Raw genomic sequence first — 13,687 nt, 5'->3', positions numbered from 1 at the left:
CGCATCCGGCACCAGGTTGGCGCGCGCCGGGAGCTTGGCGGCCGACCATCGGCGGAGCCGCTTCACGACGATATGGCACGCATTTTGCATTGGACTAAGGCGTATCGAGCTGCGCCGGGTTGAACCGGGCGTCGGCACGCTCCGCGGCGGCAATCGCGCCGTCCCCTACCCGGAACTCCGCCCGCTGTATGAACGCCGCCCTGCCCGTCCACACCGCCCCGCACACGGGCGGCTGGCTTGCGTCCCTGCAACTGGGATTGGCACACCGGCACGGCCGCACGGTTTTGGTCCGCCGCCACCACGTCGGCCCTTTGACGGTGCAGAAACCCCTGTACCCCGAGGCGGAATCGGGCATCTGCCATTTGACGCTGCTGCACCCCCCAGGGGGCCTGGCGAGCGGCGACGCGCTGAGGCTGGAGGTCGAACTGGGCGCATCCACGCATGGTGTCCTGACCACGCCGGGCGCCACCAAGTGGTACAAGGCCAGCCCGCTCCATCCGGCCAGCCAGCATACGCGCATACGCGTCGGCGCGGGCGCGCGCCTGGATTGGCTGCCGCTGGAAAATATCTACTTCGACCACAGCCACGCGCACCAGCACATCGACATCGAACTGTGTCCGGGCGCCACGGCGCTGGGCTGGGACGCGGCGCTGCTGGGCCGCCAGGCCGCGGGGGAAACCTGGGCCGCGGGCCACCTGCGCACGGACATGCGGCTGTTGGACGGCGACGGCGGCCTGCTGTGGACCGAACGGCAGCGGCTGCACGCCACATCGCCGCTGCGTACGGCGCCGCAAGGCCTGGCGGGCTTTCCCGCCTACGGCACGCTGTGGGCGGCCGGCGCGGCCTGCACGGGGGAGCTCGCGGAATCGCTCGCGGACACACTGCCCTTCGACCATCGTTTGCGAGCCGGGGCTACCAGCCCTACCCCCGGCGTACTGCTGGTACGCGCCGTGGCCATCAATATCGAACCGCTACGGCGCCTCTTCGCCGCCCTGTGGCTGACCCTGCGGCCCCTGGTGCACGGCGTACCGGGCCGGCCCCTGCGCCTTTGGGCAACATGATCACCAGGAATTCCCAATGAAGCTGACGCCTCGCGAGAAAGACAAGCTGCTGATTTTCACCGCGGCCCTGCTGGCCGAACGGCGCAAGGCGCGCGGCCTTAAATTGAACTATCCGGAAGCGGTCGCGTATATCAGCGCGGCCCTGATGGAAGGCGCGCGCGACGGCAGGACCGTAGCCGAGCTGATGGACTACGGCACCACACTGCTCGCGCGCGAGGACGTCATGGAAGGCGTGGCGGAGATGATCCCCGACGTGCAGATCGAAGCGACCTTTCCCGACGGGACCAAGCTGGTCACCGTACATCATCCCATCGCCTGACGCGGCCTAGCCGCGCCAGCCGCATTCCGCATTCCGCATTCCGCATTCCGCATTCCGCATTCCGCATTCCGCATCCAAAGGAACACCCATGAATCCTCCACGTAGCGCATCGATCACCGCCCTGGCAGCGCCGTTCGCCGTGCTGGCCCTGTTGGCCGCCGGGACCGCGGGCGCGCACCCGCTGCATGAGCACCTCGCCGAGGCCGTCGGCATGGCGTCCAGCGCCACGGCCGGCTTTCTGCATCCACTGAGCGGCGCGGACCACCTGTGCGCGATGATCGCGGTCGGGCTGTGGAGCGCCATGACCGCCCGCCGTGTCTGGCTTGCGCCGCTGTCGTTCGCGGCGGTCCTGCTGGTCGGCGCGCTGCTGGGCCTGGCCCGCCTGCCCCTGCCAGCCGTGGAACCCATGATCGCGGCATCGCTGCTGGTGCTGGGCCTGCTGGTCGCGGCGCGCGCGCGGCTGCCCGAGGGCGTGGGCGCAGCCATCGCCGCCGTGTTCGCCCTGTTCCATGGCCATGCGCACGGCTATGAGCTGCCGGAAGCGGCCAGTGCCGCGGCCTACATTGCCGGCTTCATGGTCGCAACGCTGGGCCTTCACGGCGCCGGCATCGCGGCCGGGGTCGCGCTGCGCCGCGCCCATGCGTGGTGGCCGCGTATCGCGGGCCTCGGCGTGGCGGCGTACGGCCTGGCATTGCTTGCCGCCTGAGCCGGGAGAAACCCATGATTCCTGGTGAACTGCTGGTGGACGACGGCGATATCGAATTGAATGTGGGCCGCGCCACGCTCACGATCACGGTCGACAACACGGGCGACCGGCCGATCCAGGTCGGATCGCATTACCACTTCCACGAAGTCAACGACGCGCTGCATTTCGACCGCGCCGCCGCGCGCGGATTCCGCCTGAATATCACGGCCGGTACCGCGGTGCGGTTCGAGCCGGGCCAGACGCGCACGGTCGAACTGGTCGCCCTCGCGGGCGAGCGTGCGGTCTACGGCTTTGCCGGCCGCGTCATGGGCAAGCTGTGATACGGCGGCCCACGGGAGCACAACCATGAGCGTGAAAATCGGGCGCCGCGCCTACGCGGAAATGTTCGGGCCGACCACCGGGGACCGTATCCGCCTGGCCGATACGGAACTCCTGATCGCGGTCGAACGCGACTACACGGTGTACGGCGAGGAAGTGAAGTTCGGTGGCGGCAAGGTCATCCGCGACGGCATGGGCCAATCCCAACGGCGCGGTGCCGAAGTCGCCGACACGGTGATCACCAATGCGGTCATCCTGGACCATTGGGGCATCGTCAAGGCCGACATCGGCCTGAAGGACGGCCGCATCCAGGCCATCGGCAAAGCGGGCAATCCGGACATCCAGCCAGGCGTGACCATCGTGATCGGCCCCGGCACCGAGATCATCGCGGGGGAAGGCAAGATCGTCACGGCGGGCGGCATCGACTCGCACGTGCATTTCATCTGCCCGCAGATCATCGACGAAGCCTTGTCATCGGGGCTCACCACGCTGCTGGGCGGCGGCACCGGCCCCGCCACGGGCACGGCCGCCACCACCTGCACGCCGGGTCCCTGGCATATCGAGCGCATGCTGGCGGCGGCCGACGGCTGGCCCATCAACATCGGCTTGCTAGGCAAGGGCAACGCCAGCCAGCCCGAGGCGCTGATCGAGCAGATCGACGCAGGCGCGATCGGCCTGAAACTGCACGAAGACTGGGGCAGCACCCCGGCGGCCATCGATTGCTGCCTGGACGTCGCGGAACGCACCGACACGCAGGTGGCCATCCACACCGACACCCTGAACGAGGGCGGCTTCGTCGAAACGACGATCGCCGCCTTCAAGGACCGCGCCATCCATACCTACCATACGGAGGGCGCAGGCGGCGGCCATGCGCCGGATATCCTGAAGGTGGCCGGCTTGCCGAATGTCCTGCCCTCTTCCACCAATCCCACCCGCCCCTACACCGTCAACACGATCGACGAGCATCTGGACATGCTGATGGTGTGCCATCACCTGGACGCATCCATCGCGGAGGACGTGGCCTTCGCAGAATCGCGCATCCGCCGCGAAACCATCGCGGCGGAAGACATCCTGCAGGACCTGGGCGCCATCTCGATGATTTCGAGCGACTCGCAGGCCATGGGACGTATCGGCGAAGTGATCCTGCGTACCTGGCAGACCGCCCACAAAATGAAGGTGCAGCGCGGGGCGCTCCCCGGCGACGGGCGCGCGGACAATGCGCGCGCCAAGCGCTATATCGCCAAATACACCATCAACCCGGCGATCACCCACGGCATGTCGCACGAGATCGGTTCGGTCGAACCGGGGAAATGGGCCGACCTGGTCCTGTGGGATCCGGCCTTCTTCGGCGTCAAGCCGGACATGGTGCTGAAGGGCGGCATCATCACCACGGCCTTGATGGGCGATCCCAACGCGTCCATCCCGACGCCCCAGCCGGTACACTACCGCGATATGTTCGGCGCGCGCGCCGGCGCCCTGGCGCGCGGCAGCCTGACCTTCGTGTCGCAGTCGGCTTTCCAGGCCGGCGTCGCGGCACGGTATGGCCTGGCCAAGCGCGTCGTGCCCGTCCATGGCATCCGCGGCGTACGCAAGTCGCACATGGTGCATAACGACTGGCAGCCGCACATCGATGTCGACCCCGAAACCTATCGTGTCGTCGCGGATGGACAGGAACTGATATGCGAACCGGCCAAGGTGCTTCCCATGGCGCAGCGCTACTTCCTGTTCTGACCGCTCGGCGCATCACCTGTCCAGGTCCAGAATGAGACGTATCGAAAAAGTGGTGGGCCCCGGCCATGGCGTTGCCAAGGCCCTGCTGCGCCGCGCCCCCACCCTGACATTGCCCTTCGAATCACGCAGCCGCAGCCGCCTCGCCGCGACACTCGACAATGGCGACGAAGTCGCGCTGTTCCTGCCGCGCGGGACGGTCCTGCGCGACGGCGACGCGCTGGTGGCCGACGACGGCGGCCTGGTCCGCGTGGTCGCGGCGCCCCAGGCGGTGCTGCGCGCCACGTGCGCGGACCCGCATGTGCTGCTGCGCGCCGCCTACCATCTGGGCAACCGCCATACTCCCGTGGAAGTCGGCAAGGATTATCTTCAACTGGAACACGACCCCGTGCTGCGCGACCTGCTGTTGCGGCTGGGACTGAGCGTGGTCTCCCTGCAAGCGCCCTTCGAACCCGAAGCGGGAGCCTATGGCGGCGGACACAAGCACGGCCACGACGAAACGTTCGCCGAGGATTACGCGCTGGCGCAGCAGGCGTTCCGTGATCGGCATGGGCATGACCACGGTCATGACCACAGCCATGACCACGGGCACGGGCACCATGGCCACGAGCACGATCATGCGCACGGCCACGATCATGCGCACAGCCATGAGCATGGGCACGATCATGACCATGGGCATGGCCATGAGCACGAACACGATCATGACCATGGGCACCGACATGGACACGGACATGGCCACGATCACGAACATAAGCATGGACACGGGCATGACCACGAGCATAAGCATGGACATGGGCATGCAAAGGCACAGGGCCAGCAACACGATCACGGGCATGGGCATGACTACCGGCATGACGATGAACGCCGCGACGACAATGAACACACGCATCGGCATGGGCACAAGCACTGAGCTCATTGCCCTGCTGCACCTGGCATCGCCGGCCCTGCCCATCGGCGCCTTCAGCTATTCGCAGGGGCTGGAGGCGGCCATCGAAGCTGGCCTGGTGTCCGATGCCCAGCAGGCCCTGCACTGGATCTCGCAAGGCCTGGACATCATGGCGCAGGGCGAAGCCGTACTGCTGGCCCAGCAGTTTCGGCATTGGGCCGCCAACGATATGCCCGCCGTGGCGGCGCTGAACCGCTGGCTGCTGGCGATGCGGGAGTCCGCCGAACTGCGGCAGGAGACCGAACAGATGGGATGGTCCTTGTCCCGCCTGCTGGACGATCTGGACTGGGGCGACGAGCAGGGCCGCGAGGCGCTGCGCGGCATGCGTCCGCTGAGCCTGCCCACCGTGTACGCCTATGCCGCCCAACGGGCCGGGGCCACCCTGGAAGACTGTCTTGCCGCCTGGCTGTTCAGTTGGGCGGAGAACCAGGTCAGCGCCGCCCTGAAGGCGGTTCCGCTCGGCCAGGTCGCCGGCCAGCGCATCCTGTTCGGCCTGCACGCACGCATTGCCGCGGCCGCCGCATGCGCCGCCCACACCGACGAAGCCGATGCCTCGACGTTCTCGCCCATGCTGGGCGTGCTGTCGGCGCGCCACGAAACCCAATACTCCCGGCTGTTCCGGTCCTGAGCACACAGCGCAAACCTCCATGGCGCGTCCCGCATTCGAGCGCCGCCGTCCTCCTACACCGTCTCCCCACACCGTGCCCACGATCATGAAGCAACGCACCAAGAAGAACCCGCCCTTGCGGGTCGGCATCGGCGGCCCCGTCGGCTCCGGCAAGACCACGCTTACTGAAATGCTGTGCAAGGCGATGCGCCAGACCTACGACCTGGTCGTCATCACAAACGATATCTACACCAAGGAAGACCAGCGCCTGCTCACGGTGGCCGGCGCCCTTCCCGCCGAACGCATCATGGGTGTGGAAACAGGCGGCTGCCCGCACACGGCGATCCGCGAAGACGCCTCCATCAACCTGGAAGCCGTGGACCGCATGCTGGGACGCTTCCCGGACGCCGATATCGTCTTCATCGAATCCGGCGGCGACAATCTGGCGGCCACGTTCAGTCCCGAACTTTCCGACCTTACGCTATACGTGATCGACGTGGCCGGCGGCGAGAAAATCCCGCGCAAGGGCGGCCCTGGGATCACCAAATCCGACCTGCTGGTCATCAACAAGACCGACCTCGCGCCCATGGTGGGAGCGTCCCTTTCCATCATGGAAGAAGACACCCGCCGCATGCGTGGAGAGCGTCCTTACGTGATGAGCGACATGAAGGCCGGGACAGGGCTCGCCGAGATCGTGTCCTTCATCGAAAAGCGCGGCTTGCTGGGTGCTTGATGGCATGACGTCCTGCGGGGACCTCCGCGTCGCCCGCGGCGCTGAGCCTCGGTCAGGCAGAAGTTACCTGACACTTTCCTGAAAACCTTACGTGGCGTGATGGTCCAGCGGGACGATATGCGGAAGGATGGGATCATAAGGCGCCTGGTGCCGCCACCTGCGCGGGCACCGTGATCCGCTGATCAACATAGGACCTTCTCGCATGGATAACGCTTTTCTGGACGCCCTGAAGCGGCGCCGCACCCAGTATTCGCTAGGCCGTAACCTGCCGGTGCCGGCCGAGACCGTCACCGCGCTCATCAAGGAAGCCATCAAGCACACGCCCTCGTCCTTCAATTCGCAGAGCTCGCGCGCCGTCATCCTGTTCGGCGCCCAGAGCCAGAAGCTGTGGGACCTGACCAAGGAGGCGCTGCGCAAGGTGGTGCCGCCCGAGAACTTCGGACCCACGGAAAAGAAGATCGATGGCTTCGCTGCAGGCGCGGGTACGGTGCTGTTCTTCGAGGACCAGGATGTCGTGAAGAGCCTGCAGGAAAAATTCCCGCTGTACGCGCACAACTTCCCGGTCTGGTCGGAACAGGCAGGCGGCATGGCGCAACTGGCGGTGTGGTCGACCCTGGCCAATGCCGGCATCGGCGCCAGCCTGCAGCACTACAACCCGCTCATCGACGAGCAGGTCGCGCAGGAGTGGTCCATTCCGGCCAGCTGGACGCTGCGCGCGCAGATGCCGTTCGGTTCGAACGAAGCCGCGTTCGGTGAAAAGACCTTCATGGACGACGCGCTGCGCTTCCGCGTGCATCAGTAAGCAGTTGGCCAGCCCCGCGGGGCCCGCGGGAAAAAAAGGCCTGCCGTACTGACTCCGTAGGATTGGACGGTCAGGAAAGCCAGGCCAGACTGGGCTGGGTTCTGTATTGCACAGGACCCAGCCCTTTTGATTTGAGCCGGCTAGAGGGCGTCGCATCCACTTTCGCCCGCTGTGCGCCTGGGCCAACGTCTCGGTCACACCATCCCCAGATAGAGGCGGGTCAACAATCCGGCGCCGCAAATTCGTACGTGGCGACGACGAACATCCCAAAGCTTGGATCCACGTCCAACTTTTGAGGCGCGGTCCATGCATGGTGGAGACCTTGTGCCTGGGGCCGTCATATTTGCCGATGTGGGGCCGAAACCTGCGACACAGTCACGATATGTTATATCATATCAAACGATAGTCATTCCCATTCTATAGGGCGCCGCACACGGCACCATCCGCAGCCGCCCTTTGCTTGATTTCCGCCCTTTCGGGCGAAAAAGGACTCGCAGTGCTCGAAGCCATCGGACTGACCAAACGCTACGGCGAACAGATCGCGCTACACCCGCTGGACCTGCGCATCGAGCCGGGCGACATCTATTGCCTGCTGGGTGCAAACGGCGCCGGCAAGACGACCACCATCAACCTATTCCTGAACTTCATCGCACCCGACGGCGGCCAGGCGCTGATCCACGGACTGGACGTGACGCGCGAACCGCTGCTCAGCAAGCGCCATGTGGCCTACATCCCCGAGCAGGTGAACCTGTACGGCACCCTGAGCGGGCTGGAGAACCTGAGCTATTTCGCGGCCCTGGCACTGGGCGAGGCCCCGCCCCGCGCCAGGCTGCTGGAACTGCTGGCCGAGGTGGGGCTCGACCGGGCCGCGGCCGACAAGCGCGTCGCCGCCTACTCCAAGGGCATGCGGCAGAAAGTCTGGATCGCCGTGGCGCTGGCCAAGGACGCCCGCGCGCTGCTGCTGGACGAACCCACCTCGGGACTGGATCCATCAGCCGCCGCAGAATTCACGCGCCTGCTACAACGCGCCGCCGAACGCGGCGTGGCCATCCTTGCAACCACCCACGACCTGTTCCATGCGAGCCAGACCGCCACCCGCGTCGGCATCATGAAGCGTGGCCGCATGGTTGAAAACCTGGACACTCGCCAGATCAACGATGTCGACCTGCAAGCCCTGTATCTGGCGCACATGAGGTCCGACGCATGATCCTCCTCATCGCCTTCAAGGACCTGCGCGAGCGCCTGCGCGACGGCCGGCTCTATTGGGCCGGCAGCATCGTCGCGGTGCTGCTGATGACGGCCCTGGCGGTCGGCTTCCTGCACCAGCAGGAAGCGCGCGCCGAACAGGCCGCGGCCCAGAACACCGACTACAGCGACTGGCTGCGCCAGGACGCGCGCCATCCGCACGACGCCGCCCACCAGGGCATGCACGTGTTCAAGCCGGACACCACGCTGGCGCTGCTGGATCCGGGCATCAACCCGTACATCGGCAGCACTGTGTGGCTGCAGGCGCACCGCCAGAGCGAGGTGAAGTTCCGCCCGGCGCAGGACGCCACCGGGTTGCAGCGTTTCGGCGACCTATCCGCCGCCTGGATCCTGCAGGCGTTGGGGCCGCTGCTGGTGATCGTGCTGGGCTTCAACGCCTTCTCGGGCGAACGCGAACAAGGCATCCTGCGCCAGACGCTGAGCCTGGGCGTAGCGCCGTGGCGCCTGCTGTCGGGCAAGGCCACGGCCCTGGCAATGAGCCTGGGCCTGTTGCTGGTGCCCGCCGCGCTGGCCGCCATCGTGGTGGTGTGGCTGGCGGGCGGCAGGACCGACGCGCTGTGGCGGTTCGGCGTCCTGGCGGGAGGCTACGCGATATACCTGGCCGCCTTCATCTTCGTCACGCTGGGCGTGTCGGCGGCCGCGCGGTCGTCGCGCGTGGCCATCACGGTGCTGCTGGCGCTGTGGATCGCCAATACCGTTATCGCCCCGCGCGTCATGGCCGAACTGTCGCGCGGCCTGTATCCCAGCCCCACGCGCCTGGAATTCAACCAGGCGCTGCAGGACGACCTGAAGGCCACCTCGGATCGGGTCTGGATGCAGGCCTTCGGGACCACCGAACGCTGGAGCCGCGACGTGCCTCTGAACAAGTGGGGCCTCGCGCTCAAGCTCGATGACCAGTCCAGCTATGCCGTCTACGACCGTCATTTCGGCCGCCTGTGGGACACCTGGGAACGGCAGCAAACCGCGCAGGAATCCGCCGGATGGCTGATGCCGTTGCTGGCGGTGCGCGCGCTGTCCGCCGCCATGGCCGGCACCGACTTTGCTCACCACCGCGACTTCACCACTGCCGCGGAGCAGCAGCGCCGCGTGATCCAGGACATCGTCAGCGCCGATCTGGTCGCGCACGCCGACACGCTGGAACACCAGCATTTCGCGTATCGGGCCAGCCCCTCCCTGTGGGCGCGCGTGCCGCCCTTCCAATACCAGCCGCCCGCCGCGGACTGGGCATTGCACCAGGCCCGCCTGAGCCTTTTGATGCTGGGCGCCGCGCTGCTGCTTAGTCTGGCCTTCGCCTGGCGCGCCGTGGCCCGCCAGACCGCCCTGTAGGAGACTTCCGGTGCACGATACGCAATTCCGCCGCTTCGGGATGGTCCTGCGGCACGAACTCCGCCTGCTGACGCGCGAGCGCGCGCTATGGCTGTGCGGCCTGCTGTTCCTGGTGCTGGTCGGCTACGCGGTCTTCAACGGGCTGCTGCAGACCTCGCTGCGCGACGAGGCGCAGGCCGCGCTGGCGCGCGCCGACGCGCAGAACCGCAGCAGCCAGTTGGCGCAGTTGCAGCGCATCATGGACGGCAGCGAAACCCCCACGCCGTTCGGCAATCCCGCCAGCCCCGCAAACATGGGCGGCGGCCTGGGTGCGCACTACGCCATCATGCCCAGCGTGCCGCTGGCGCCGGTGGCGCTGGGCCAGACCGACCTGTTTCCGTCCCAGTTCAAGGTGACCTACGACAGTAAGGTCAACTTCATCCACAACAACGACATCGAAAACCCTTGGCATCTGCTCAGCGGGCATTTCGACCTCGCCTTCGTGGTGGTCTACCTGTTGCCGCTGCTGATCTTCGCGCTCGGGCACAACCTGCTCTCCGGCGAAAAGGAAGACGGCACGCTGCGCTTGCTGCTTTCGCAGCCGTTGTCGCTGCTCACCCTGATCAGCGGCAAGATCGCGCTGCGCGCCGCCGTCCTGCTGGGCGCCGCGGTGCTGCTGCCCGTGGCTGCCCTGCTGATTGCGCGCCCCCAGGCGCTGCAGGCCGCCAGCGCCACGCTGTGGTGGGCCCTGCTGGTCGGCGCCTACGCGCTGTTCTGGTTCGCGGCGGTGGTGGCGGTCAACGCCTTCGGCAAGTCCTCGGCGGCCAATGCCATGATCCTGATGGTCAGTTGGGTCCTGCTGGTGCTGGTGGTACCGGTGCTGTTGAATCTGGTGGCCGCCTACGCCAGCCCCGCGCCGTCGCGCGCCGAACTGGCCACGCGCACCCGCGTGGCCACGGCGCTGGCGATGCGCGACCACGCCGCCCTGCTTTCGACCGACTACAGGCACATGGACAAGCCCGACGCCCTGATCCCGCGTGACGGCCACCTGGAAATTACCGGCCGCCCCCTGGGCCACGCCCGTGTCGAGCGCCAGGTGGATGCAGCCATGCAGCCCGAACTGGATCGCTTCGACGCGCAGATGGCGCGCCAGCAGGCGCTGGTGGCGCGCTACAGCATGCTATCGCCAGCGGCGGTCGCCTTTGAAGGCATCACCGCGCTGGCCGGCACCGGGCAACGCCGCCATGCGCATTTCATGCGGCAGATCGACGCCTACCACCAAGCCTGGAAGGACTTCTTCCTGCTTCGCATCGAAGCCAGCCGCGCCATCACGCCCGAGGACTTTCCGGCCATGCCGGTCTTCCAATGGCAGGAAGAAGATCCCGCCGCCGTGCGCGCACAGGCCGCACTCGCGCTGTTGCAGTTGCTGGCGCCCGCCGTGTTGCTGCTGGCCCTGGCGGCGTGGCGCCTGCGCCGCTACCGCGTGGTCTAGAGACAGGTTTTTCACCTCAATCGAGTTTCGGAAAGCATCATGAGAAGAGTCGTATCCACCGCCGCCGTCGCGGCATGCACCGCCGTGCCCAACGTCCAGGCACAGGAGGTCCAGGCAGGGGAGACCAACCTGCCCGCCATCCGCGTGGAAGCCGACAGCGATGCGGAAAGCCTGCATCTGGACAGCCGCAGCAGCAGCGCCTCACGGCTGGGACTGACGCTGCGCGAAACGCCGGCATCGGTCGAGATCCTGTCGCAGCAGACCATGCGCGAGCGTGGCGCCAGCACGCTCAGCGAGGCCCTGCGCGGCGTCACCGGCCTGGCCGGCGGCGGGCCGCCGTCCTCGCCCACCACGCTGTCCTCGCGCGGTTTCACGGACATTCTGTATCTGTACGACGGCCTGCGCATGTCCGGCGCAGGTTCGACCAACCGGGTCGAGGACACCTGGAACTACGAGCGCATCGAGGTCCTGAAAGGCCCGGCCTCGGTACTGCAGGGCGACAGCGCCATCGGTGGGATTGTCAACTTCCAGACCAAGCGTCCGGACCGCGACAACCCATCGCGTGAAGCGATGATCTCGTATGGCAGCTACGGCAGCACGCGCATCGGCATCGGCCTGGGGGACAACTTCGGCGAAACCGGCGCCTACCGCATCGACTACAGCCACAACGACAGCCGCGTCGGCACCATCGACCGCAACAGCAACAAGCTCGATCACCTGACCACAGGCGTGGCGTTCGACGTCGCGCCCGCGACCCGCCTGGACCTGTCGTTCGATTACTCGCGCGACACCGGCCACGCCTACTGGGGCACGCCGTTGATCCCGCGCAGCCTGGCCAAGGATCCCACCGGCGTGGTCAGCACTCCCGACGGGCGCGTGCTGGACCGCGCCCTCGCCGGCAAGAACTACAACGTGCTCAACGATCGCAACGAAGCCGAGACCTATTGGCTGCGGGCGCGCGTCACTCACGAACTGACGTCGTCTTGGACGCTGCGCAACGAGCTGGCCATGAACAAGGTCGACCGCCTGTGGAAAAACTCGGAATCGGCCACCTTCAGCGCCCCCGCGTTCATCGACCGCGACCAGACCAGCATCACGCACCACCAGCGGTACCTGATCAATCGCTTCGACGCCACCCACACCGGGACGATCGGCGGCCTGTCGAACAAGTTCGTGATCGGCGGCGAACTCAGCAAGACAACGCTGGACAGCGAGCGACGCTTCTCCAACCGTTCCGCCGCCACCGCCGACGCCTTGCGCGTGTCGCTGTGGGACCCCGACGTGGGCTATTTCAATGACGACCCGGCGCTGACGAGCGGACCCGGCAACCGCACCGACTATGCGACCGACGTGCGCGGCGCCGCATTGTTTCTGGAGGATTCGCTCAAGCTGACCGAGCGCTGGACCGTGGTGGGCGGCTATCGCTACGACCGCCTCCGCGTCGACCGCAGTGTCACTGACCTGAACGCCGGCACCCGCAGCGCCTTCGGCACGCGCTATAGCGCCAACTCCGCGCGGCTCGGCACCGTGTACGACCTGACGCCTTCGTCCTCGGTCTATGCGCAGTACACCAACGCGACCATTCCGGTAGGCTCGCTGTTCCTGCTGTCGCAGGCCGATGCCTCGTTTCCGCTGGCCAAGGGCGAACAATGGGAGACCGGATTCAAGCAGAGCCTGGGCGACCTGGAATGGACCGCGGCGGTCTATTACATCAAGCTCGAGAATGTGCTCACGCGCGATGCCAACGACCCGCGCGTGACCGTCAACAATGGCCGCCAGTCCTCGCGCGGCGTGGAATTGGCCGCGGACTGGCGCATCACGCCGCAGCTGACGCTATCGGGCAACATCGCCGCGCTGGACGCGCGCTTCGATTCGCTGACCGAGGCCGACGGCACCTCGCGCGTGGGCAACACCCCCCCCAATGTGCCCGAGCGCGTCGCCAACCTGTACGCCACGTACCGGCTCAAGGAAGTGCCGATAGACTTTTTCGTCGGCCTGAACCATACCGGCAAGATCTATACCGACAACGCCAACCAGGTCCGCATCAATGGCCACACCACGGTAGACGCGGCGATCAGCTACCGCCTGCGGTCGGCGCTGATCACCTTCCGCGTGCGCAACCTGACGGACAAGCTCTACGCCTACTACGGCGGCCGCGCCACCAGCCAGGTGCTGCTGGCGCCGGGGCGCACCTACGAGCTGGGCGCGACGTTCGAGTTCTGACCGCGGTGCGGTGGCGTTGCGATGGTGTGCTCCTGGCACCTGATCGCCGCTGATCCTCGTCGCACCCGTTATGAAAAACACCCCAAAGGTTGGACTGATGCCCAACTTTTGGGGTGCGTTTCATGGTCGCAGGTCTTTTCGCGCGGATCACGACCCGCCGCGGGCCCGGCCGGGGCCGCGG

The 13,687-nt window shown here is 66.8% G+C and carries 12 protein-coding genes and 1 pseudogene; all 13 read left to right on the top strand.

Going from position 1 to position 13,687, the window contains the following annotated elements:
• The first annotated feature begins 188 nt into the window (after nucleotides 1-188).
• The 13 genes and pseudogenes from BAU07_RS08850 (at nucleotide 189) to BAU07_RS08790 (ending at nucleotide 13,506) form a co-directional block, all read left to right on the top strand.
• Nucleotides 189-1,061 carry an urease accessory protein UreD gene (locus BAU07_RS08850; RefSeq protein WP_066656235.1) on the top strand — a complete coding sequence of 291 codons (873 nt, stop codon included), beginning with the start codon at nucleotides 189-191 and terminating at the stop codon, nucleotides 1,059-1,061.
• A 16-nt stretch (nucleotides 1,062-1,077) separates the two neighbouring features.
• On the top strand, nucleotides 1,078-1,380 hold the full coding sequence (ureA, locus tag BAU07_RS08845; protein ID WP_066656233.1) for an urease subunit gamma: 303 nt from the start codon (nucleotides 1,078-1,080) through the stop codon (nucleotides 1,378-1,380).
• Between the two features lie 88 nt (nucleotides 1,381-1,468).
• Nucleotides 1,469-2,086, top strand: coding sequence for a HupE/UreJ family protein (locus BAU07_RS08840; protein ID WP_066656230.1), 618 nt, complete (start codon nucleotides 1,469-1,471; stop codon nucleotides 2,084-2,086).
• Nucleotides 2,087-2,100: 14 nt separating this feature from the next.
• Nucleotides 2,101-2,406, top strand: a complete 306-nt coding sequence (locus tag BAU07_RS08835) for an urease subunit beta (protein ID WP_066656219.1) — start codon at nucleotides 2,101-2,103, stop codon at nucleotides 2,404-2,406.
• A 25-nt stretch (nucleotides 2,407-2,431) separates the two neighbouring features.
• The gene (ureC, locus tag BAU07_RS08830) at nucleotides 2,432-4,135 is read left to right on the top strand and encodes an urease subunit alpha (protein WP_066656217.1); all 1,704 of its coding nucleotides are present in this window, start codon (nucleotides 2,432-2,434) and stop codon (nucleotides 4,133-4,135) included.
• Between the two features lie 31 nt (nucleotides 4,136-4,166).
• A pseudogene (gene ureE, locus BAU07_RS26745) lies at nucleotides 4,167-4,859 on the top strand (urease accessory protein UreE); the annotation flags it as partial.
• Nucleotides 4,860-5,025: 166 nt separating this feature from the next.
• Complete coding sequence (locus tag BAU07_RS08820) at nucleotides 5,026-5,706, top strand: urease accessory protein UreF (RefSeq protein WP_066665111.1); 681 nt, start codon at nucleotides 5,026-5,028, stop codon at nucleotides 5,704-5,706.
• Between the two features lie 85 nt (nucleotides 5,707-5,791).
• Nucleotides 5,792-6,418 (top strand): urease accessory protein UreG, encoded by a 627-nt coding sequence (ureG, locus tag BAU07_RS08815; protein ID WP_066665108.1) that lies wholly within the window; start codon nucleotides 5,792-5,794, stop codon nucleotides 6,416-6,418.
• 202 nt (nucleotides 6,419-6,620) lie between these two features.
• The gene (locus tag BAU07_RS08810; RefSeq protein ID WP_066656213.1) at nucleotides 6,621-7,220 is read left to right on the top strand and encodes a nitroreductase family protein; all 600 of its coding nucleotides are present in this window, start codon (nucleotides 6,621-6,623) and stop codon (nucleotides 7,218-7,220) included.
• Nucleotides 7,221-7,716: 496 nt separating this feature from the next.
• Nucleotides 7,717-8,427 (top strand): ABC transporter ATP-binding protein, encoded by a 711-nt coding sequence (locus tag BAU07_RS08805; RefSeq protein WP_066665096.1) that lies wholly within the window; start codon nucleotides 7,717-7,719, stop codon nucleotides 8,425-8,427.
• Nucleotides 8,424-9,812: an ABC transporter permease subunit gene (locus tag BAU07_RS08800; protein ID WP_066656210.1), complete on the top strand. Its 1,389-nt coding sequence runs from the start codon at nucleotides 8,424-8,426 to the stop codon at nucleotides 9,810-9,812. Before BAU07_RS08805 ends, BAU07_RS08800 begins: the two co-directional genes overlap by 4 nt.
• Nucleotides 9,813-9,822: 10 nt before the next feature.
• A complete protein-coding gene (locus BAU07_RS08795; RefSeq protein WP_066656207.1) occupies nucleotides 9,823-11,283 on the top strand; it encodes an ABC transporter permease subunit in 1,461 nt (486 codons plus the stop codon).
• 39 nt (nucleotides 11,284-11,322) lie between these two features.
• Nucleotides 11,323-13,506 carry a TonB-dependent receptor gene (locus BAU07_RS08790; protein WP_066656197.1) on the top strand — a complete coding sequence of 728 codons (2,184 nt, stop codon included), beginning with the start codon at nucleotides 11,323-11,325 and terminating at the stop codon, nucleotides 13,504-13,506.
• Nucleotides 13,507-13,687 lie beyond the last annotated feature (181 nt).

It is taken from the genome of Bordetella flabilis (assembly GCF_001676725.1).
GTDB classification, from domain to species: Bacteria; Pseudomonadota; Gammaproteobacteria; order Burkholderiales; family Burkholderiaceae_B; genus Bordetella_C; species Bordetella_C flabilis.
This window is presented reverse-complemented; position numbering and strand designations above follow the sequence as displayed.